15 protein-coding genes are annotated in these 21,283 nt (G+C 72.5%); 9 read left to right on the top strand and 6 right to left on the bottom strand.

The annotated features are described in order from the left end of the window. The first annotated feature begins 8 nt into the window (after positions 1–8). From D1J63_RS08040 to galU, 4 genes are all read left to right on the top strand, one after another. Positions 9–1,679: a stealth family protein gene (locus D1J63_RS08040; protein WP_125628357.1), complete on the top strand. Its 1,671-nt coding sequence runs from the start codon at positions 9–11 to the stop codon at positions 1,677–1,679. Positions 1,680–1,682: 3 nt separating this feature from the next. Beyond that, on the top strand, positions 1,683–3,692 hold the full coding sequence (locus D1J63_RS08035) for a glycosyltransferase (RefSeq protein WP_125628356.1): 2,010 nt from the start codon (positions 1,683–1,685) through the stop codon (positions 3,690–3,692). A gap of 41 nt (positions 3,693–3,733) precedes the next feature. Then, entirely contained in the window at positions 3,734–5,731 is a 1,998-nt protein-coding gene (locus D1J63_RS08030; protein WP_125628355.1) for a glycosyltransferase, read from the top strand. A gap of 72 nt (positions 5,732–5,803) precedes the next feature. Continuing rightward, positions 5,804–6,727, top strand: a complete 924-nt coding sequence (gene galU, locus D1J63_RS08025; RefSeq protein ID WP_125628354.1) for a UTP--glucose-1-phosphate uridylyltransferase GalU — start codon at positions 5,804–5,806, stop codon at positions 6,725–6,727. Between the two features lie 81 nt (positions 6,728–6,808). On the opposite strand, the gene D1J63_RS08020 is transcribed toward galU, so the two are convergent. The 5 genes from D1J63_RS08020 to D1J63_RS08000 all read right to left on the bottom strand — a co-directional run bounded on the left by D1J63_RS08020 (position 6,809) and on the right by D1J63_RS08000 (position 13,552). Further along, positions 6,809–8,938, bottom strand: a complete 2,130-nt coding sequence (locus D1J63_RS08020) for a 3-hydroxyacyl-CoA dehydrogenase NAD-binding domain-containing protein (protein ID WP_125628353.1) — start codon at positions 8,936–8,938, stop codon at positions 6,809–6,811. After that, entirely contained in the window at positions 8,935–10,152 is a 1,218-nt protein-coding gene (locus D1J63_RS08015; RefSeq protein WP_125628352.1) for an acetyl-CoA C-acyltransferase, read from the bottom strand. The genes D1J63_RS08020 and D1J63_RS08015 overlap by 4 nt, the downstream gene beginning before the upstream one ends. A 253-nt stretch (positions 10,153–10,405) precedes the next feature. After that, on the bottom strand, positions 10,406–11,692 hold the full coding sequence (locus tag D1J63_RS08010; RefSeq protein WP_164712762.1) for a ribonuclease D: 1,287 nt from the start codon (positions 11,690–11,692) through the stop codon (positions 10,406–10,408). A 167-nt stretch (positions 11,693–11,859) separates the two neighbouring features. Then, positions 11,860–12,522 carry a response regulator transcription factor gene (locus D1J63_RS08005; protein WP_003972894.1) on the bottom strand — a complete coding sequence of 221 codons (663 nt, stop codon included), beginning with the start codon at positions 12,520–12,522 and terminating at the stop codon, positions 11,860–11,862. 286 nt (positions 12,523–12,808) lie between these two features. Further along, a complete protein-coding gene (locus tag D1J63_RS08000; protein ID WP_125628351.1) occupies positions 12,809–13,552 on the bottom strand; it encodes a DUF3000 domain-containing protein in 744 nt (247 codons plus the stop codon). Between the two features lie 151 nt (positions 13,553–13,703). On the opposite strand from D1J63_RS08000, the gene hemE reads away from it, so the two are divergent. Further along, entirely contained in the window at positions 13,704–14,771 is a 1,068-nt protein-coding gene (gene hemE, locus D1J63_RS07995) for a uroporphyrinogen decarboxylase (protein ID WP_125628350.1), read from the top strand. Positions 14,772–15,068: 297 nt separating this feature from the next. Here the strand turns inward: hemE and D1J63_RS07990 are convergent, their stop codons facing one another. After that, the gene (locus tag D1J63_RS07990) at positions 15,069–16,598 is read right to left on the bottom strand and encodes a glycoside hydrolase family 3 protein (RefSeq protein ID WP_125628349.1); all 1,530 of its coding nucleotides are present in this window, start codon (positions 16,596–16,598) and stop codon (positions 15,069–15,071) included. A 460-nt stretch (positions 16,599–17,058) separates the two neighbouring features. Between D1J63_RS07990 and D1J63_RS07985 the strand changes: the two genes are divergently transcribed. The 4 genes from D1J63_RS07985 to D1J63_RS07970 are packed head-to-tail and all read left to right on the top strand — an operon-like array spanning position 17,059 to position 21,278. Further along, the gene (locus D1J63_RS07985) at positions 17,059–18,153 is read left to right on the top strand and encodes a YbiU family protein (protein WP_125628348.1); all 1,095 of its coding nucleotides are present in this window, start codon (positions 17,059–17,061) and stop codon (positions 18,151–18,153) included. Then, a complete protein-coding gene (locus tag D1J63_RS07980; RefSeq protein WP_125628347.1) occupies positions 18,135–19,460 on the top strand; it encodes a DUF6271 family protein in 1,326 nt (441 codons plus the stop codon). The genes D1J63_RS07985 and D1J63_RS07980 overlap by 19 nt, the downstream gene beginning before the upstream one ends. Positions 19,461–19,465: 5 nt before the next feature. After that, positions 19,466–20,695, top strand: a complete 1,230-nt coding sequence (locus tag D1J63_RS07975; protein ID WP_241235686.1) for a type III PLP-dependent enzyme — start codon at positions 19,466–19,468, stop codon at positions 20,693–20,695. After that, positions 20,688–21,278, top strand: coding sequence for a GNAT family N-acetyltransferase (locus D1J63_RS07970; RefSeq protein ID WP_125628346.1), 591 nt, complete (start codon positions 20,688–20,690; stop codon positions 21,276–21,278). Before D1J63_RS07975 ends, D1J63_RS07970 begins: the two co-directional genes overlap by 8 nt. The last annotated feature ends 5 nt before the right edge of the window (positions 21,279–21,283 follow it).

The following is a 21,283-nucleotide window of genomic DNA, read 5'->3' as shown; positions in this document are numbered from 1 at the left end:
TGAACCGCGTGTTTGACACCTCCAGCCGAGAAAGGGGTGGCGAGGCCTTCATGGGCGCCGGCTCTCGCCCGGAGCCCACGTCGACGCAACCGCGCAGGAGCCGTACGGAGCGCCAGGTCGTCGTGGACATGCACAAGCGGGTGGCGTTGGTGCACGACCGTCTCACGCCGCTTGCCGCACGTGAGCTGAACAACGTGGAAGTCCGTCGCGCCCTGGAAGCCGCGCACGTCGACTGGTTCGCGGTGCCGGGCCTCGACGACACCGCCTCCGCGGTCGGGGTCGACGCGCGTCAGCGCCCGCAGGCCCTGGCGGCGCTGCGCGCCGGCCTGTCCGGCAGCAGGGGCTACATCGCCCGCCCCAAGGCCGGGATGGCCCCCGGCGACGGAGCATGGGACGGATCGTCGGCAAAGACCTGGGAGCGGGCGAACGGCCTGTCCGTCGTGCGCGCCTTCTGGTTCCGCACCACGCAGGAAGGACGTCTGACATACGGTGCCGACGCGGGCTGCGACGTCGAGTTCTGGGAGCCCGCGGAGAGTGCGCCCGGCCACGGAGTCGACCGCCTCGTCGCACCCCGCCGCAACCGCGCCAGCGAGCACGTCTTCCTCGGCCACCAGCAGCTCCTCGTTCCCGGGGAGCAGATGACCAGGCTCGTGGGGCGGGCCCACGGGGCCGGGGTGCCGCAACTGCGCCCGACACGTACCCGTCCCGAACTGGACATCCCGTTCCCCGACGAGCACCCCTTCCCCATCGACGTCGTGTACACCTGGGTGGACGGCGACGACCCGGCCTGGCAACGGCGCCGCGCCGAGAGCCGTGGTGAGGTCTTCCACGCGGAGGCGGCAAGCCTGGCCCGCTATGTCTCCCGTGACGAGCTGAAGTACAGCCTCCGCTCCGTGCGCATGTTCATGCCCTGGGTGCGGAACATCTACATCGTCACCGACCAGCAGACCCCGCACTGGTGGGCCGCCGGCGACGGCAGGGCCCGCGTGGTGGACCACCGGGAGATCTTCGACGACCCCTCCCACCTGCCGACCTTCAACAGCCACGCGATCGAGTCCAGGCTGCACCACATCCCGGGACTGTCGCGCCACTTCGTCTACTTCAACGACGACATGTTCATCGGCCGGCCCCTCACGCCCTCGGCGTTCTTCCACCCGAACGGCATCGCCAAGTTCTTCCCGTCCCCGGCACAGGTCCCCTACGGCGAGCCGGAGCCCGACGAGGTGCCCACCTCGGTCGCCGCGAAGAACAACCGCCGGCTCATCCAGCAGCGGTTCGGCCGGACGCTCGTGCAGAAGATGAAGCACGTGCCGTACGCGCTCAACCGGGACATCCTCGCGGCCATCGAACGGGACTTCCCCGAAGAGCACCGGCGCACCTCCGCCAGCCCCGTGCGGAGCATCTCGGACCTGTCCATCGCGTCCTCGCTGCACCACTACTACAGCTACTACTCCGGGTGCAGCCTGCCCGGCGACCTCCGCTACGGCTACTTCGCGCTGGACGACCCCGAGCTGGAGCACAAGCTGGAACTGCTGCTGCTGCGCCGGGACCGGGACACCTTCTGCCTGAACGACTCCGCGAGCGACCCCGCCGAGATCGAGCACCAGAGCCAGGTGCTCCACCGGTTCCTGGAGGCCTTCTACCCGGTGCCGAGCCCGTACGAGAAGACGGCGGCCTGAACCATGAACATCGAGATACTGGTTCACACCCTGGCCACCGATTCCATCGGCGCGCGGGCGGCCGCCCGGCTCGCCCAGTCCTTGGTCGCCAGGCACCAGGTGACCGTCGTCACCGTGCGGGGCGCCGCGGAACCGCACCCGGCGCTGCGGCTCCCGGCCGAGGTCGACGTCCTGGCCCTGGCTCCCTCCGTCGCGGCCGGCGACCGGGACGACGACGAGACCTCCCAGCTCGTCATCGCCGGCGACCCCGAGTTCCGGCGGTACAATCGCGCCGACGACGAGAGGCTCCGCACGCACTTGTCCGCGAGCGGCGCCGACGTGGTGGTCGCCCTGAGCTCCGCGCTCGGCGCGGCCCTGGCCCAGTGCCGCGTTCCCCACGCGCGGCGCATCGCCCGCCAGCCGGCACCCGTCGAGCGGCTCCCGGAATCGGTGCGCGCCCGCTGGGCGGAGCTCTACAGCGAACTGGACGCGGTCGTCCCGCTCACCCGGGCCGACGCCGCCGCCCCCGAGTACGAAGCGCTGCGTGCCGCCGGTGTCGAGGTGCGCCAGATCCCCGAGCCGATGCTGCTCGCCGAGAGCCCGGACAAACCGACGACGGGTGTGGTGATCAGCGCCGGCCGGCTGGTCTCGCACCGGCGCGTCGAAGTGGCGCTGCACGCGTTCGCCCAGACCCGGGCGACTCAACCGGGCTGGCAGCTGAGGGTGGTCGGCACCGGGCCGCTGCGCCGCGAGACCCGCGACCTCGTCACCGCGCTGGGACTCCACGACCATGTGCTGCTGTTCGACCGGGAAGTCGGCGAAGAGGACTACTACGACGCCGATGTCGCCCTGGTGACCGCGGAGCGCCAGGACAGTGCCCGCCCGGTGGTCGAGGCGCTGGCCCAGGCCACCCCCGTGGTCGCCACGGAGGCGCCCTTCGGAGCCCCGGAGGTGTTGTCCGAGGGCCAGGGCGGGCTGCTGGTGCCGGTCGGTGACGTCCATGCCACGGCCCGCGCCCTGGAGCGCTACATGGCGGACGGGAGCCTGCGTTCCGCGCACCGGGCCCAGGCCCTGCGGATCGCACAGTCCGCGGGCACGGAGCAGGTGGGCGACGCGTACGAGGAACTGTTCGGAGCGGTGAAGGCCGGGGTGCGCGGCCGCTGGGGCCGCGGACGGCGGCGCACCGGCGGCGACGCGCCCGCCGAAGCCCGTACCGTCCCCACCGCTGACTGCCGAGTGCTGCCGGACGGGGCATGGGAGATCGCCCTGAGCGGTGTGTCCGGTGCCCGGAGCGTTCGCGTCAAGGAGGCGGGCAAAGGCCGCACGGGAGTCGTCGACTTCGCCGTCGAGGGCGGCGGGAGCCGGGCCCGGATCGATGCTCGCGCGCTCGCCGTACTGGGCGAGGGCCGCGCCGATGTCTACGTGGTGGACGGCAGGGACAAGGAGAGGCGCCTGCGCTACGGGCGGTGCACGCTCGGCGGGGCACGCGACATCGGACACCTGAGCGACCTCAACCACTTCCACTGGGTGCTGCCGTACGCGACCGAGGGCGGCTATTTCCGGCTGCGTGTCTGGTCCCGTCCGAGCCACGCGGAGCTGGTGACCGTCGACTACAGCGACACGAGCCTGTGGTTGACGGGCTGGCTGCACGGGGAGTGGCAGCTCGGCGGCGAGCTGATGCTGCTGCTGCGCCGGCGTCAGGAGCCCGCCCGCACCCTGGCAGCCGGCCGGGTGCGCTTCGAAAGCGGCTGGTTCGGCGCGGAGCTGAACATGGACGAGGCCATGAGGGCCCGGCTGCTCATGCGCGAGAACTGGGACGTGCTGCTCGCCGACAGCGGCGGCGGCGAGCCGGTCAGGGTGGCGCGCATCGCCGACGACCAGGTGGTGAGGCGCGACGTCCAACGCTTCCCGGAGCTGGTGCGGGAGGAGCCGACCGGGCTGTTCGGCCCCGACGTCGACCGTGCCGTCGTCGGACTGCGCCCCTACTTCACGGCGGACAACGAACTCTCGCTCGTGGTGACCGAGCATCCCTGACAGCGGCTCCTCACGGACCCAGAGAATCCCAAAGGACACTCGTGCGGATCTCCTTCCTGCTTCATACGATCGACAACTTCGGCGGGGTGCCGCGGGCGACCAGCAGCCTGGCCTCCGCGCTGGCGGACCACCACGAGGTGGAGGTCGTCTCGGTCTTCCGCACGGCGGACCGGCCGTCCTTCCCGCCGTCCAGCGGCGTGACCCTGCGCTACCTGGCCGACCGGCGGAAAGGAGCGGCGGAGGCCAAGCGCGGCAAACCGTCCCGGATCATGCCGCGCGAGGACAGCTGGGTCGACGAATACACCCAGGAGGTCGACGACCTGATCATCGGTCACCTCGGCAGTTGCGGTGCCGATGTCGTGATCGCTGCCCGGCCGACGTTCGCCGCCTACTTCATGGCCCATGGACGGCACGGCTACGGGCGCGTGGTCATCGACCACGAGGGCTCGATGGTGCCCTCTCAGGAGTTGCGCGAGCGCACCCTGGAGCTCTACCGCGAGATGGACGGCGTCGTCTGCCTCACTCAGGCCGACGCGAACAACTACCAGCGCCAGCTGGGCGACCAGGCACCCCCACTCGCCGCCATCGGCAACATCGTGCCACCGCCGGCCCGGCACAGCCCGGTGCGTGGCCTGCCGCTGATCGCCGCCGCGGGACAGCTCGTGCCACGCAAGGGCTTTGGCACGCTGATCAAGGCGTTCGCCCAGGTCGTGCCGCACCACCCGCAGTGGCGGCTGCGCATTTTCGGCCGCGGGCCCGAGCGCGCACGGCTGCAGGACCTCGTGCACGCGCATGGGCTCAGCGACGCCGTCCGCCTCATGGGCGCGCTGCCCGACCTCACGGCCGAGTGGGACAAGGCCGCGTTCGCGGTGAGCGCGGCCCGCCGCGAGTCCTTCGGCCTGACCCTGGTGGAGGCCATGCACCACGGGCTCCCGGTTCTCGCTGCCGACGCGCCCTTCGGCCCGGGCGAGATCGTCGTGCCGGGCACCAACGGCATTCTGGTGCCGATCGACGACGAGGACGCCATGGCCCAGGCGATGCGCTACCTCATCGAGCAGCCGGCAGTGCGGGAGACCCTGTCCCAGGGCGCCTACGCCACGGCCCCGCTCTACAGCGCCGAGCGCATCGCCTCCCGGTACGACGCGTTCCTGCGGGACGTGGCCGCCTCCGTACCGAAGGAGCACGCCGCCTCCGCCCCGTCCGTCGCCCCGGGCGGTGTCCCGGCGGAAGTACTGGTGCGCGGCGACGGCGCCATCGAGGTTCGTGCGGCGCTGAGCCCCGGCACCGAGCCGCCCGTGCTGTGCGTCACCCCGCGCAGGGGCGAGACCCTGTTCAGGCTGCCCGCCCTCGGGACGTCGGTGGACGAGGCGACGGGCACGCTGCGGTCGGTGTACGCGGTCCCCGCCGACCCACCGGCCCTCGCCGAGGGGCGCTATGACATCGACTTGGAACTGCACGACGGCCGGCGTCTGCCGCTCGCCGTGGAGGGCGTCCACACGGGTGGTCTGCTGATCCGCCGGATTCCGGCGGGAGGCCCAGCGTACTGGCCCGTGCCCTACCGCACCGCCGACGGCCATCTGTCCGTCTTCGTGCGTCACCGCGTGGAGCATGCCGAGGTGCATGCCGTGCTGGTGGGGCAGGACGGCTGGCTCGTGCGCGGCGGCCTGGTCGTCCCGCCGGGCACCAGCCTCTCCGGGCTCCGGCTGGGGGCCGTGCCCCGCAAGGGGAGTGCGGCGTCCACCGTGTCGGGCTCGGTGTCCGTGGGGCACGACGGCACCTTCGAGGCGCATCTGCCGTTCGCCGGGGTGGTCGCCGCCTCGTCGGGCGGCCACGACGACTGGGATCTGTGGCTGGAGCGTGAACCCGGTCTGCCGCGCATCCGGCTGGCGCGCTTCTTCGACGACATCCTGGAGCGCAAGCACATCGACGTCTACCCCACGCAGCACTGGCACCACCCGACCCAGGGCCCGGCGCGCGGAAGGGTCTTCTTCACGCCCGGCAACGAGCTGTCCTTCACCGTCAGCCCCGACAAGGACTGACACCCCTTGCCGAAGCCCCGGGCCCCGGCCCGGGCTCCATCACATCCACCGCCCGCCATGGAGCACACGTTCATGCCCACGCACCACCGCCGCACCCGCAAGGCCGTCATCCCGGCCGCGGGTCTTGGCACCCGATTCCTGCCCGCGACCAAGGCCACTCCCAAGGAGATGCTCCCGGTCGTGGATCGACCCGCCATCGAGTACGTGGTGGCGGAGGCCGTGCGTAGTGGTATCGACGACGTGCTCATGGTCACCGGCCGCAACAAGCGGGCGCTGGAGGACCACTTCGACCGTGCCTACGAACTGGAGCATCTGCTGGAGCTGAAGGGCGACTTCGGCAAGCTGCGCCAGGTGCGTGAGTCGAGCGAACTGGCCGATGTCCACTACGTGCGCCAGGGCGACCCGCTTGGCCTGGGCCACGCCGTCCTCTGCGCCGAACCGCATGTGGGTGACGCCCCGTTCGCGGTGTTGCTCGGCGACGACCTCATCGACGAGCGCGACGCGCTGCTCGCCCGGATGCTGGAGGTCCAGGAGCAGCGCGGCGGTAGCGTCGTGGCGCTCATGGAGGTCGAGGAGGACCGGACGCACCTGTACGGATGCGCGGCCGTGGCTCCCCTGGGCGACGAGGCGGATGACGTATTGGCCGTCACCGATCTCGTGGAGAAGCCCGAACCGGGCACCGCGCCCAGCAATCTCGCCGTGATCGGGCGGTACGTTCTCGCTCCGCAGATCTTCGAGATCCTGCGCAAGACTCCGCCGGGCCGCGGCGGTGAGATACAGCTGACCGACGCCCTGCGGCAGTTGGCCCTCGATCCGACTCTCGGTGGTCCCGTGCACGCGGTGGTCTTCCGCGGCCGCCGCTACGACACCGGGGATCGCGGCGACTATTTGCGTGCCGTCGTTCGGCTGGCCTGCGAGCGTGAGGACCTCGGTCCGGACTTCCGCGCCTGGCTGCGCGAGTTCGTGCGGGGCGAGGAGGGGCCGCGACCGGAGTGACGCCAGCCGGGCGGAGGCGGAAGCGACGAGGGCCGTACGGCAACATCCCGTACGGCCCTCGCCTCGTTCGGCGCGGTGGTCCTACGCCGGAACGCTGGCCACGCCCTGCGCCAGGAACCGCTTCCCGTTCACCCGCTCGGCGACGCCCTCGCGGTCCAGGTACGGCGTGATGCCGCCCAGGTGGAAGGGCCAGCCGGCGCCGGTGATCAGGCAGAGGTCGATGTCCTGGGCCTCGGCGACGACGCCCTCGTCGAGCATCAGGCCGATCTCCTGGGCCACCGCGTCCAGGACGCGGTCGCGGACCTGGTCCTCGGTCAGGACGGTGTCGCCCTGCTTGAGGAGCGCGGCGACCTCCGGGTCCAGCTCAGGCTTGCCGCTGTCGTAGACGTAGAAGCCGCGCTTGCCGGCCTCGACGACCGCCTTCAGGTTCGGGGAGACCGTGAAGCGCTCGGGGAAGGCCCGGTTGAGGGTCTCCGAGACGTGCAGGCCGATGGCCGGGCCGACCAGCTCCAGGAGGACCAGCGGGGACATCGGCAGGCCGAGGGGCTCCACCGCCTTCTCCGCCACCGCGACCGGCGTGCCCTCGTCGATGACGTTCTGGATCTCGCCCATGAAGCGGGTCAGGATGCGGTTCACGACGAACGCCGGGGCGTCCTTGACCAGGACCGCGGTCTTCTTCAGTTTCTTGGCGACGCCGAACGCCGTGGCCAGCGAGGCCTCGTCGGTCTGCTCGCCGCGGACGATCTCCAGCAGGGGGAGGATCGCGACCGGGTTGAAGAAGTGGAAGCCGACGACCCGCTCGGGGTGCTTCAGCTTCGACGCCATCTCCGAGACGGAGAGGGAGGAGGTGTTCGTGGCCAGGATCGCGTGCGCCGGGGCGACCGCCTCGACCTCCGCGAACACCTTCTGCTTGACGCCCATCTCCTCGAACACGGCCTCGATGACGAAGTCCGCGTCCGCGAAGCCCTCGGCCTTGTCCAGGACACCGGTGACCAGGGCCTTGAGGCGGTTCGCCTTGTCCTGGTTGATACGGCCCTTGCCGAGCAGCTTGTCGATCTCGGCGTGGACGTAGCCCACACCCTTGTCGACGCGCTCCTGGTCGATGTCCGTGAGGACGACGGGGACCTCCAGGCGGCGGAGGAAGAGCAGGGCCAGCTGGCTGGCCATCAGGCCGGCGCCGACCACGCCCACCTTGGTGACCGGGCGGGCCAGCGACTTGTCGGGGGCGCCCGCCGGGCGCTTGCCGCGCTTCTGGACCAGGTTGAAGGCGTAGATGCCGGAGCGCAGTTCGCCGCCCATGATGAGGTCGGCGAGGGCCTGGTCCTCGGCGTCGTAGCCCCGCTGGAGGTCGCCGTTCTTGGCGGTGGCGATGATGTCCAGGGCGCGGTAGGCGGCCGGGGCGGCGCCGTGCACCTTGCCGTCGGCGATGAAGCGGCCCTTGGCGACGGCCTGGTCCCAGGCCTCGCCGCGGTCGATCAGCGGACGCTCGACGGTGATCTCGCCCTTGAGGACGGACGCCGTCCACAGCAGCGACTGCTCCAGGAAGTCGGCGCCTTCGAAGATCGCGTCGGCGATGCCGAGCTCGAAGACCTGCTTGCCCTTGAGCTGCTTGTTCTGGTTGAGGCTGTTCTCGATGATGACCGAGACGGCCTTCTCGGCGCCGATCAGGTTCGGCAGCAGCGTGCAGCCGCCCCAGCCGGGGACCAGGCCGAGGAAGACCTCGGGGAGGGAGAAGGCCGGGAGGGCCGCCGACACCGTGCGGTAGGTGCAGTGCAGGCCGATCTCCACGCCGCCGCCCATGGCCGCGCCGTTGTAGTACGCGAAGGACGGCACCGCGAGGTTCGCCAGGCGCTTGAGGACGTCGTGGCCGCCCTTGCCGATGGCCAGCGCGTCCTCGTGCCGCTTCAGCAGCTCGACGCCCTTGAGGTCGGCGCCGACCGCGAAGATGAACGGCTTGCCGGTGACGCCGACGCCGACGATGTCGCCGTCCGCGGCCTCCTTCTCGACCTGGTCGAGGGCGGCGTCGATGTTGGCCAGCGACTGCGGGCCGAGCGTGGTCGGCTTGGTGTGGTCGTGGCCGTTGTCCAGGGTGATGAGCGCGAAGCGCCCGGCTCCCAGGGGGAGGTCGAAGTGGCGCACGTGGGCGCTGGTGACGACCTCGCCGGGGAACAGCTCGGCCGCACCCTTCAGCAGCTCTGCGGTGGTGCTCACTTGTCCCCCTCGAAGTGCGGGTTCTCCCAGATGACCGTCGCGCCCATGCCGAAGCCGACGCACATGGTGGTCAGGCCGTAGCGGACGTTCGGCTGCTCCTCGAACTGGCGGGCCAGCTGCGTCATCAGGCGGACGCCGGAGGAGGCCAGCGGGTGGCCGAAGGCGATGGCGCCGCCGTACTGGTTGACGCGCGCGTCGTCGTCGGCGATGCCGTAGTGCTCCAGGAACGCGAGGACCTGGACGGCGAAGGCCTCGTTGATCTCGAACAGGCCGATGTCGGAGATCGACAGGCCCGCCTGCGCGAGCGCCTTCTCCGTGGCCGGGATCGGGCCGTAGCCCATGACCTCCGGCTCGACGCCCGCGAAGGAGTACGAGACGAGGCGCATCTTGACCGGCAGGTCGTTCTCGCGGGCGAAGTCCTCGCTCGCGATGAGGGAGGCGGTCGCACCGTCGTTCAGACCGGCCGCGTTGCCCGCGGTGACCCGGCCGTGCACGCGGAACGGCGTCTTCAGGCCCGCCAGGTTCTCCAGCGTGGTGCCCGGACGCATCGGCTCGTCGGCGGTGACCAGGCCCCAGCCCGTCTCACCGGCCTCCTCGTTGGTGCGGCGCACCGAGATCGGCACCAGGTCGGCCTGGATCTGGCCGTTGGCGTACGCCTTGGCGGCCTTCTCCTGCGAGCGCACCGCGTACTCGTCGGCGCGCTGCTTGGTGATGCTCGGGTAGCGGTCGTGCAGGTTCTCCGCGGTCATGCCCATGAACAGGGCGGACTCGTCGACCAGCTTCTCGCTGACGAACCGCGGGTTCGGGTCGACGCCCTCGCCCATCGGGTGGCGGCCCATGTGCTCGACACCGCCCGCGATCGCGACGTCGTACGCGCCGAAGGCGACGGAGCCGGCCACCGTGGTGACGGCGGTCAGGGCGCCGGCGCACATGCGGTCGATGGAGTAGCCAGGGACCGAGGTGGGCAGGCCCGCCAGGATGCCGGCGGTGCGGCCGATGGTGAGGCCCTGGTCGCCGATCTGCGTGGTGGCGGCGACGGCGACCTCGTCGATCTTCTTCGGGTCGAGACCGGGGTTGCGGCGCAGCAGCTCCCGGATCGCCTTCACGACCAGGTCGTCGGCGCGGGTCTCGTGATAGATGCCCTTCGGGCCCGCCTTGCCGAACGGGGTGCGGACGCCGTCGACGAAGACGACGTCCCTGACGGTACGAGGCACGATGGCTCTCCTCCAGGGTGCGGGATGGCACTGCTGCGGCACGCATGCACTGAGCGCGCGCTCAGCCCCATGCTACTTGTGGGTAACGTAGCTGCCCAGTCCCCCCGGCGGGAGCGGCGAAGGTCACACCGTCCGTCACACCACCGGAGCACCACTCAGGCGGACGTCCGGTAGGGCGTCCGCCCTGGTGTCCGGTTCGGGATCCGTCCGGACGTCCGCTTCGGGATCCGGCCGGAATCCGCCGTCGCGCCGTCTACGAGGCCTCCCCGCTCAGCGCCGCCACCAGCACCGGTGTCACCTGCTCCACCTGCCAGGGACGGGCCCCGTGTCCGGCGAGGGCCGCGCTCACCGACTCGGCGTCGATCGTCGCGGGCGGCTGCCAGCAGACCCGGCGCACGGTGTCCGGCGTGATCAGGTTCTCCTGGGGCATGTTCAGCACCTCGGCCAGCGCCGTCACGCCGGCCCGTGCCGCGGTCAGCCGGGCCGCGGCCGCCGGGTCCTTGTCGGCCCAGGCCCGCGGCGGCGGGGGACCGGTCACCGGCTGGCCGGGCTGCGGCAGCTGCGACTCGGACAGCGCCCTGGCCCGGTCGACCGACGACTGCCACTGTTCCAGCTGCCGGCGGTTGACCCGCCCGAACCCGTTCAGCGCGGCCAGCGCGTGTGCGTTGGGCGGCAGGGCGAGCGCGGCCTCGACGATGGCCGCGTCGCCGAGCACCTTGCCGGGGGAGACGTCCCGGCGCTGCGCGATCCGGTCCCGGGCCTGCCACAGCTCACGCACCACGGCGAGCTGCCGGCGCCTGCGCACCTTGTGCATGCCGGACGTACGGCGCCACGGATCCTTGCGCGGCTCGGGCGGCGGGGCCGACGCGATCGCGTCGAACTCCTGCCGGGCCCACTCCAGCTTGCCCTGGCGGTCCAGCTCCTTCTCCAGGGCGTCCCGCAGGTCGACCAGCAGCTCCACGTCGAGCGCGGCGTAGCGCAGCCAGGGCTCGGGCAGCGGGCGCGTCGACCAGTCGACGGCCGAGTGGCCCTTCTCCAGGACGAAGCCCAGGACGTTCTCCACCATCGCGCCCAGGCCGACGCGCGGGAATCCGGCCAGCCGCCCGGCCAGCTCGGTGTCGAAGAGGCGGGTGGGCACCATCCCTATTTCGCGCAGGCACGGCAGGTCCTGGGTGGCCGCGTGCAGCACCCACTCCGCGTCGGCGATCGCCGCGCCGAGGCCGGACAGGTCGGGGCAGGCCACCGGGTCGATCAGCGCCGTCCCCGCGCCCTCGCGGCGCAGCTGCACCAGGTACGCGCGCTGCCCGTAGCGGTACCCGGAGGCGCGCTCGGCGTCGACGGCGACGGGGCCGCTCCCGGCGGCGAAGGCGGCGGTCACCTCGGCGAGGGTCTCCGCGTCGGCGATCACCGGCGGAATGCCCTCGCGTGGTTCGAGCAAGGGGATCGGCGCCCGGCTCACAGAAGATCCGGCGTCGTCCGGAGGGGCGCCTCCGGTGGTTCGCAGTGGACGGTCTGCTGCGGTTTCGTGGGCGTCGGTCACCTGTCAAGGGTATCGGTGCATCGACGGCGCCCGCCGACGGAACGTTCCGTCGGCGGGCGCCGGGGGGTCGTAAACCAGTCAGGTCAGTGAAAGATCGGCTTCACGGGGGCGTCGTCGGGGGAGTGGGGGCGGCGAGTGGGGAGCGGAAGATCGGGAGATCGGGGCGGTCAGTGGATGATTCCCGTGCGCAGGGCCACCGCGACCATCCCGGCGCGGTCGCCGGTGCCGAGCTTGCGGGCGATGCGGGCCAGGTGGCTCTTGACGGTGAGGGCGGACAGGCCCATCGAGACGCCGATCGCCTTGTTCGACTGGCCCTCGGCGACGAGGCGCAGCACCTCCACCTCGCGGCCGGAGAGCTCGCGGTAGCCGCCCGGGTGGCTCGGGGCGCCCGGGGGGCGGCGGTGCAGGCGGGCGGCGGCGGCGCCGATGGGGGCGGCGCCCGGCCGGGTGGGGAGCCCGACGTTGGTACGGGTGCCGGTGACGACGTAGCCCTTGACGCCGCCGGCGAGTGCGTTGCGCACGGCGCCGATGTCGTCGGCGGCGGACAGGGCGAGCCCGTTGGGCCAGCCCGCGGCGCGGGTCTCCGACAGCAGGGTCAGGCCGGAGCCGTCGGGGAGGTGGACGTCGGCGACGCAGATGTCGCGGGGGTTGCCGATGCGGGGACGAGCCTCCGCGACGGACGAGGCCTCGATGACGTCGCGCACACCGAGCGCCCACAGGTGGCGGGTGACGGTGGAACGGACGCGCGGGTCGGCCACGACCACCATGGCGGTCGGCTTGTTCGGGCGGTAGGCGACCAGGCTTGCAGGCTGCTCGAGGAGAACGGACACCAGGCCTCCTGGGGTGCGGGGACGGGGCCGGCTCATGGGGGAAGCCGGGACGAACCGTGCTTTCAAGGTCACAGTCGTCTTCGGCACCGAAGGCGTCCGCCTTTAGAGAATGATCACGATCTGGTGAGTAACAATCCGAGCAATTCGGACACGCTGTCGATCATTCGAAGATCGAACGGTTTCGCACTTTGTCGATACGAGCCCGAAAGTGGTCGTGTCGACAAAGTGACGGAACCCCCTCCGGGCATGCGGGTCCCACGCCCGGAAACAAAGAACGCGGCTGGGATCAGCGCGACTGCGGGCCGCGCCGCTGAGGCAGCGTCACGACCGAGGCGTCGCCCGGCGCGGCCGGCGGCAGGCCCGCGACCTGGGCCAGCAGGTCGCACCACGAGGAGAGGTGCGCCGCGGTGTCCGGGACGCCGCCCAGGGACTCGCGCGGCGTCCAGGACGCCCGGATCTCGATCTGCGAGGCGGACGGCCGGGCCGAGAGCCCTCCGAAGTAGTGGGAACTCGCACGGGTGACCGTGCCGCTGGGCTCGCCGTACGTCAGCCCGCGTGCCTGGAGCGCGCCGGTCAGCCAGGACCAGCACACGTCCGGCAGCAGCGGGTCCGCCGCCATCTCCGGTTCCAGCTCGGCCCGCACGAGCGTCACCAGTCGGAAGGTCCCGTGCCAGGCCTCGTGTCCGGCCGGTTCGTGCAGCAGCACCAGCCGCCCGTCCGCCAGCTCCTCGTCGCCGTCGACGACCGCGGCCTCCAGCGCGTAGGCGTGCGGGGCGAGCCGCTGCGGGGCGCGGGTGGCCTCCACCTCGATCTGCGGCCGCAGCCGCGCGGCCCTCAGCGCCTCCACGGCGGCCGTGAAGGCCGGCGGCACCGTACTCCCGCCGCCCGCGCCACTGCCGGTGCTTCCGTTGCTCCCGCTGCTTCCGTTGCTTCCGTTGTGATTCCCTTTGTGCCGGGCCTCTTCCTCGGTCCCCTTCGCGTCGTCCATTCCGCCAGCGCCGTCCGACAGTCGTCCCTGAGCCGCAGCCATGCGGGGAACATTAAGCGGAACGGCGGCCCGGTGCAGGGAGGGACACCCGCGTGCGGGCGCGATGTCCGGATCACGCGGTCCCGCGGGGGCGCGCGGGAGCCGCCCCACCCGTGGTCCGGTGCCCTTCCGGGGGCATGCGAGACTTGCCGGTGTGAGTGCCAACCAGAGCCCCGCGGGCCAGCCGCCGACCGCCACGTACGACTCCGCGTTCCTCAAGGCGTGCAGGCGTGAGCCGGTGCCGCACACGCCCGTGTGGTTCATGCGGCAGGCCGGGCGCTCGCTGCCGGAGTACCTGAAGGTGCGCGAGGGCATCCCGATGCTGGAGTCCTGCATGCGGCCGGAACTGGTCGCCGAGATCACCCTCCAGCCGGTGCGCCGGCACGGCGTGGACGCGGCGATCTACTTCAGCGACATCGTGGTCCCGCTCAAGGCCATCGGCATCGACCTCGACATCAAGCCCGGCGTCGGCCCGGTCATCGCCGAGCCGATCCGCACCCGCGCGGACCTGGCGCGGCTGCGCGACCTCACCCCCGAGGACGTCGCCTACGTCACCGAGGCCTTCGGTCTGCTCACCCGGGAGCTCGGCTCGACCCCGCTGATCGGCTTCGCCGGCGCGCCGTTCACCCTCGCCAGCTATCTCGTGGAGGGCGGCCCGTCCCGCAACCACGAGCACACCAAGGCCCTGATGTACGGCGACCCGCAGCTGTGGGCCGACCTCCTGGACCGGCTCGCCGGCATCACGGCGGCCTTCCTCAAGGTGCAGATCGAGGCGGGCGCGAGCGCGGTCCAGCTCTTCGACTCCTGGGTCGGCGCGCTGTCCCCGGCGGACTACCGCCGCTCGGTGCTGCCCGCCTCCCGCAAGGTCTTCGACGCCGTCTCCGGTTACGGCGTGCCGCGCATCCACTTCGGTGTCGGCACCGGCGAGCTGCTCGGCCAGCTCGGCGAGGCGGGCGCGGACGTCGTCGGCGTCGACTGGCGCGTCCCGCTGGACGAGGCGGCCCGCCGCGTCGGCCCCGGCAAGGCGCTCCAGGGCAACCTGGACCCGGCCGTCCTCTTCGCCGGGCGGGAGGCGGTCGAGACCAAGACCCGCGAGATCCTGGACGCGGCGGCGGACCTGGAGGGCCACGTCTTCAACCTGGGCCACGGCGTCCTGCCGACCACCGACCCGGACGCGCTGACCCGCCTCGTGGAGTACGTCCACACCCAGACCGCCCGCTGACGGCCGCCCCGCACAGCGGGCTGAGCCCCCGACCGCCCGCGCGCGCCGAGCCCGTCGCGGCCGAGGGCGTGGCCCACGGCCCTGGGGCGGCGCCGACCGCGCGTCGCGTCCGCGGGCGGTACTCCACCGCGGTGGACCGTGCGCACGGTGGACGGTGAGTACGGAGGGCGGAGGAGCGACCAAGGGGTGTCATGGCGCCCTGCGCCTCTTCGCCTCGCAGGATGTCCGTGCCGCGACACGCTTCCGGGCGGCGACGGATTTCCGGGCCGCCCCGGGCTCCTGGGCGCGGCCGCCCGCTCAGCCCGCCGACGTCGTTGTCAGGATCTCCGCCGCGGCCACCCCCGAGGCCGCGCTCGCGCCGTGGGTGAAGATCTGGGCGGCCGCGGTGGTGGTGGTGCCCGGCAGGCCCATCTCCACGACGATCGCGTCCGGGCGGGCGGCGGTCAGGCCGGTCACGGCACGGCTCATCCAGGCGTGCCGGGCCACGTCGCGGGCGACGATCACCAGCGGGCGCCCCGCCGCCGGTTCGAGCGCGCAGCGCTCCAGCGCCACCGTCCCCTCCTCCAGCTCCTGCCCGCGCACCCGCACGGAGGTCGTACCGGGCAGCCGTTCCCGCAGCGGGCCGGCCACGCCCCACGGGGTCTCCTTGCCGATGGCCATGTTGGTCACCGGTGCCAGCTCGACCACGTGCGGGGCCGCGGTCAGCGGCAGGGCGGCCCGCGCGGCGCCGGTGAGGCGCACGGCCCGGCGCGCGGCGATGTGCCCGATACCGTCCCCGACCCCGGCCGTCGTCCCGGCGTCCCCGGCCGCCGAGCGCAGCCCGGCCGACCAGCGGGCGAACTCCCGTACCCGGTCCGCCGCTTCGGCCAGCCGCTCCTCGGGCAGCTCCCCGCCCGTCACCGCGGTGGTCAGCGCCTTGACCAGCAGCGCGACGGTGGCCTCCTCGGCGCTCTCGCCGCCCACACAGACGGCGTCCACCCCGGCGGCGACGGCCTTCACCGTGGCACCGTCGATGCCGTGGCGCCGTGTGACCGCTCCCATCTCGATGGCGTCGCTGACGACCAGGCCGTCGAATCCCAACTCCTCGCGCAGCAGGCCGTGCAGGATCCGGCGGCTCAGCGTGGCCGGGAGGTCGGGGTCGTAGGCCGGGACCAGCAGGTGTCCGCTCATGACCGCGCGCACGCCGGCCGCGACGGCGGCCCGGAACGGGGGCAGCGCCTGGGCGGCGATCTCCTCCCGCCCGGCGGGGTAGGAGGGCAGGTCGTGGTGGGAGTCGACGGCCACGTCCCCGTGGCCGGGGAAGTGCTTGGCACAGGCGGCGACGCCGGACGACTGGAGCCCGCGGATCCATGCGGAGGTGTGGCGGGAGACCACGTCGGGGTCCGAGCCGAAGGAGCGCACCCCGATGATCGGGTTGTCCGGGTTGGAGTTGACGTCCGCGCTCGGCGCGTAGTCGAGGCTCACCCCGGCGGTGCGCAGCTGCCGGCCGAGGTCGGCGGCGACCGCCTCGGTCAGCTCCGCGTCGTCGACGGTGCCGAGGGCGAAGTTGCCCGGCCGGGACGAGCCGGTGGCGGACTCGATGCGGGTGACATCGCCCGCCTCCTCGTCGATGGCGACGATCAAATCGGGGTTTTCGGCGCGCAGTTGGCCGGTCAGCCGGGCCACCTGCTCGGTGGAGACGATGTTGCGGGAGAAGAGCACGACGGAGGCCAGTCCGTCGCCGATGTCGCGCAGGATCCAGTCGGGGGCCTCGGTGCCCACGAAACCCGGCTGCAGGACGGAGAGCGCGAGCCGACGCAACGCGCTGCTGTGCTTGCTTGAGGACATCGGCCGCGCCTTTCGGGTGGTTTCTTGGTATAGACCAAGACGGTGCGCGTTCAGGTTAACCAGACGTGTCAAGGGCGCCTGGAAGCGAACTCGGAAGTAACAACTTGCCTAGTCCGGAGGGGTGTTGACACCCTCCCTTGGTCTAGTCCATTGTGAGGCGCAAGTTCGGCGAGGGGCTGCTGCGACTCCTGTTTCCGCGCCGGACACCAGCCGCGGCCGGACTGCGCAGACCGCTGCCGTGGCGACGACTTCCGTGACGACCACCCCGGACGAGACGACCATTCCGGACGGGTGCGCGGGCCGGGGCACCACCCCGTCCGAGCCGCCCCGTCGCCCCGCTCCCGCCCCGTGCCGCGAGCGGGCTCCCGCTGCCACCACCGACCTCATGTGCGACGGCCGACCACCGTCGCACGCACCGCCGTTGCCCGCACGGGGCGACGGCGAGGATCTGGAGCACCACATGGCAACGCCCGATTCCTACCTCCACCGAGCCCCGTCGGACCTGCCCTACTTCAGCGCGGACGCCGACACCTACCTGGCCCGCACCCAGTTGCGCGACCTCCGCAAGACCCGCCCGTTGCGGGTGCTGTCCGAGGAGGACTTCGCCCACTGGCAGACGTACGGCTACGTCGTCGTCAAGGAGGCCATACCCGCCGACTCCGCGCGCCGGCTGCTCGACTTCGCCTGGGAGTTCCAGGGGCTCGACCCCGAACGCCCCGACACCTGGTACCAGGACCGCGAGTACCGCTCCGACCTCGACCGCGAGCTGCACATCTACGGCTTCGTCGAGGCCTACCACCACCAGCTCATCTGGGACAGCCGCCAGACACGGCGCGTCTACGACGCCTTCGTCGACGTGTGGGACTGCGAGGAGCTGTGGGTCACCCTGGACCGGCTCAACCTCAACCCGCCCAACGTCGGCAACCGCGACCGCGCGCTCATCGACAAGCCCGACCGCGGCTTCGACATCGAACTGCACTGGGACGTCGACACCTCCCAGGGCGTCCTACCGCAGCGCGTCCAGGGCATCATCGCGCTCAACGACACCAAGCCCGACCACGGCGGCTTCCAGTGCTGCCCCGAGCTGTTCCGCCGCTTCGACCGCTGGAAGGCCCTCCAGCCCGACGACCGGGACCCCATCCGGCCCGCGATCGACCGCGAGGACATGCCCGTCGTACGGCCCGACCTGGAGGCCGGCGACCTGCTCATCTGGAACGGCCTGCTGGCCCACGGCGTCGCACCCAACGTCTCCGGCGAGGGCGTCCGCGCGGTCCAGTACCTGTCGATGATGCCCGCCCTGGAGACCCACCGCAGGCTGCGCGACTCCCGCGTCGACTCCTGGCGCACCCTCGCCACCCCCGACTGGAACGCCACCCTCCTGGGCGACGCCCACCGGCACGAGTCGGAACGCTACGGCCCCGCCGAACTGACCGATCTCGGCGCCAAGTTGCTGGGCCTCACGTCCTGGCACGCGGACGCCGCACCCGACGGCGGCGACATGAACGAGGCGACCGACGAGGCCACCGGGGACGCCGCATGCGCCGTATCTGCCTGACCCTCCCCACCAACCGGCGCTGCCCGGAGACGATCACGGCCCTCGGCGAGGAAGCCGCCTACGCCGCCGGCCACTTCGACATCGATGTCCATCTCCTCGTCCTCGACTCCTGTCCGGCCGAGGACCGCACCGCCCACGCCGACGCCCTGCGGCGTCTGCCGGAGCACCCCCGGGTCACCGCCCACCACCTCGACGAGGCCGCCCAGCGCGACTTCCTCACCCGGGTGACGGCGCGCTCCGGCAGCGCCAAGCCCGAACTGCTGCTCGACCTGATGCTCCCCGACGGGCTCTCCTACGGCGCCTGCACCAACCGCGCCTTCCTGATCGCGGCCGCGCTCGGCTGCGACTCCGTCCACCGCAGGGACTCCGACAGCCGCTACCAGAGCGTGGACGGCCGTACGGTCTTCCCCGTCCACCACGAGCTGCTGTCCCTCGGCGCACGCGCCGCCGACGCCGTGGCCGGTGTCACGGAGTCGACGCTGCCCGAGCACCTGATGGAGCGGCGGGTCGCCATGGTCGGCAGTTCCTTCGTGGGCGAACTCTCCGTCGACATCGCCCGGATACGGGACACCGACCCCGACGTCTACCGCGACGTCGTCTCCCTCTGGGCGCCCGAGCACTGGTCCGCCGAACGGAAGCGCGAGCTGGTCGAGGAGTCGTTCACCGGTGCCGGCACCGAACCCTTCACGGCCGACCACGCGACGCTGACGGTGGTCGACCCGATGCGCGTGGACATGTGCAACATCGCCTTCCACGCCGCGACGGTCACCGAACGCGTGCCGCTGCCGCCCGCCCGCGACACCATCGGCAGCGACTACTTCCTCATCCACCTCGTGCACGACGCCCGGCTGCCCGGCGTGCTGCACAACCGCAACATCGTCAACTACTACACCGGCGAACGCCGAACGGGACCCGGCTTCCTGGCCTACCAGACCCGCTTCGCCAAGTTCCTGCTGTCGATGCTCTACTTCCACCACGTCTACGACCGCATGGCCGAGGCGGGCGACTCCCTGCTGGACGAGCACGGCCGGGCCCGCCCCGGCGCCGTCGCCGCCCTGGCCCGCGAGAGCACCGGCCTCGACCCCGCCGAGAACGTCCGCAGACTCGACGCCCTCGACACCGCCTACCGACGGCTCGGCGGCCCGTACGCCGACGTCGCCGACCACCTGGCCGGCCGCCGCGCCCGCCTCCTCGACGAGGCACGCGACGACATGGCGGACTTCGCCCTGCTCACCGAGGCGTGGGAGGGGATGGTGGCCGCCGCCGCTGCCACCTCGCCCACTCCGCCCGCGGGACAGCCGCGGTGAGCGCGGTGAGCGCGGAGAGCGCGGAGAGCACGGTGACGGGCGCGGGCCTCAGCGAGCCCCTGGCCGCCGCCCTCGCCGCCGCCACCGAGGACCGGCTCGTGTACGACCTCGCCGGCATCGCAGCGCGGCACGACGCCCTGCGCCGCGAACTCCCCGGCGTACAGGTGCGGTTCGCGATGAAGGCCTGCCCGCTCGACGAGGTCCTGACCGCCCTGGCCCGCCGGGGCGCCGGCGCGGACGCGGCCAGTCCCGGCGAGGTCGAGCAGGCGCTGCGGGCCGGGATACCGGTCGGCCGCGTGCACTACGGCAACACCGTCAAGTCCGACCGGAACATCGCCGAGGCGTACCGGCTCGGCGTGCGCACCTTCGCCACCGACAGCGTCCAGGACGTGGCAGCCCTCGCCGAACACGCCCCCGGCGCCCGCGTGTTCTGCCGGGTGGCGACCGGCGGCACGGGCGCCGTGTGGGGGCTGAGCAACAAGTTCGGCTGCCCGCCCGGCGACGCGGTCCGGGTGCTGGAAGCGGCCCGCGACGCCGGTCTCGTGCCCGCGGGCCTGTCCGTGCACGTCGGCTCCCAGCAGATGACGGGGGAGGCCTGGCACGCCGCCGCCGAGGACCTGGGCGACGTACTGCGCGCCCTCGCCCGGCGCGGCCTCCGCGTCGACCACGTCAACCTCGGCGGCGGCCTGCCCGCCCTCGGCTACCGCGACCGGCGCGGCACCCCTCTCGACCCGCCACTGGACAAGATCTTCGCGGTGATCCGGGAGAGCATGGACGAGCTGCGCCGGATCCACGGCGGCCCCCTGGACTTCGTCGTCGAACCCGGCCGGCACCTCGTCGCCGACCACGGCGCCATCCGCGCCCACGTCACCCGCCTCACCGAACGCCGGACGGCGGGCGGCGAACGGCAGCACTGGCTGTACCTGAGCTGCGGCAAGTTCAACGGCCTGTACGAGATGGACGCCCTGCAGTACCGGCTGGTCTTCCCGGGCCACCACCCCGACGGCCCGTACGTCCCCGCCGTCGTCGCCGGACCCACCTGCGACAGCGACGACGCCTACTCCCACGAGGAGGGACTGGTCCCGGTGCCCGCGACGCTGGCCTCCGGCGACCCGGTCTGGGTGCTGTCCTGCGGCGCCTACGCGACCAGCTACACGACCCTGGGCTTCAACGGCTTCGCCCCGCTCCCGCACGCCTGGGCGGACCGTCCGGAGGGGACCGGCGCCGATGACTGACCCCGTGCGCGTACGCCCCCTCGCCGACGGCGACTGGGACGCGGTCGTGACGCTGGAGCGGGACGCCTACACCGGCCTCGGCCTGTCGGAGGGCCGCGCCGCGCTGCAGTCCAGGGCGGCGGTGTCGCCGGACACCTGCTTCGTCGTGGACGTCGGCGCCCGTACGGCCGGCTACGTGCTCGCGCTGCCGTATCCGCCGCACCGCTACCCGGACCTGGCGCGGCCGGAGGAACCGCCGGAGGGGCCGCCCGGAGAGCCGTCCGTCGTCCCGCCGGGCAACCTCCACCTCCACGACATCGTCGTCGCCCCGGGCCTGCGCCGCCAAGGACTCGCCCGGCACCTCCTGCACCACCTCACCGGCACCGCCCGGGCCCGCGGGGACCAGCGGATCTCCCTGGTCGCCGTGGGCGGCACCGAGCCGTTCTGGTCGGCGCGCGGCTTCGTGCCCGAGCCGGGGGTGGTGCCCGGCGACGCGTACGGCGGCGACGCCGTCTACATGTCCAAACCGGTGGCGGCCGCCCGGCAGACCCGTGCCCGCCCGTTCCTCTCCCCGCCCGCACCCACCCTGCGCGAAGTGAGCTGATTGCG

Source organism: Streptomyces sp. KPB2, assembly GCF_003950055.1.
Classification (GTDB): Bacteria; Actinomycetota; Actinomycetes; order Streptomycetales; family Streptomycetaceae; genus Streptomyces; species Streptomyces salinarius.
The sequence above is the reverse complement of the archived record's forward strand: the minus strand, read 5'-3'. Positions and strand labels throughout refer to the sequence as shown.

Excerpts from the sequence above, each read along its gene's own strand:
- galU (WP_125628354.1), top strand. The coding sequence starts at position 5,804 with ATGCCCACGCACCACCGCCGCACCCGCAAGGCCGTCATCCCGGCCGCG.
- D1J63_RS07980 (WP_125628347.1), top strand. The coding sequence starts at position 18,135 with ATGCGCCGTATCTGCCTGACCCTCCCCACCAACCGGCGCTGCCCGGAG.
- D1J63_RS07970 (WP_125628346.1), top strand. The coding sequence starts at position 20,688 with ATGACTGACCCCGTGCGCGTACGCCCCCTCGCCGACGGCGACTGGGAC.
- D1J63_RS08035 (WP_125628356.1), top strand. The coding sequence starts at position 1,683 with ATGAACATCGAGATACTGGTTCACACCCTGGCCACCGATTCCATCGGC.
- D1J63_RS07985 (WP_125628348.1), top strand. The coding sequence starts at position 17,059 with ATGGCAACGCCCGATTCCTACCTCCACCGAGCCCCGTCGGACCTGCCC.
- D1J63_RS07990 (WP_125628349.1), bottom strand. The coding sequence starts at position 16,598 with ATGTCCTCAAGCAAGCACAGCAGCGCGTTGCGTCGGCTCGCGCTCTCC.
- D1J63_RS08000 (WP_125628351.1), bottom strand. The coding sequence starts at position 13,552 with ATGGCTGCGGCTCAGGGACGACTGTCGGACGGCGCTGGCGGAATGGAC.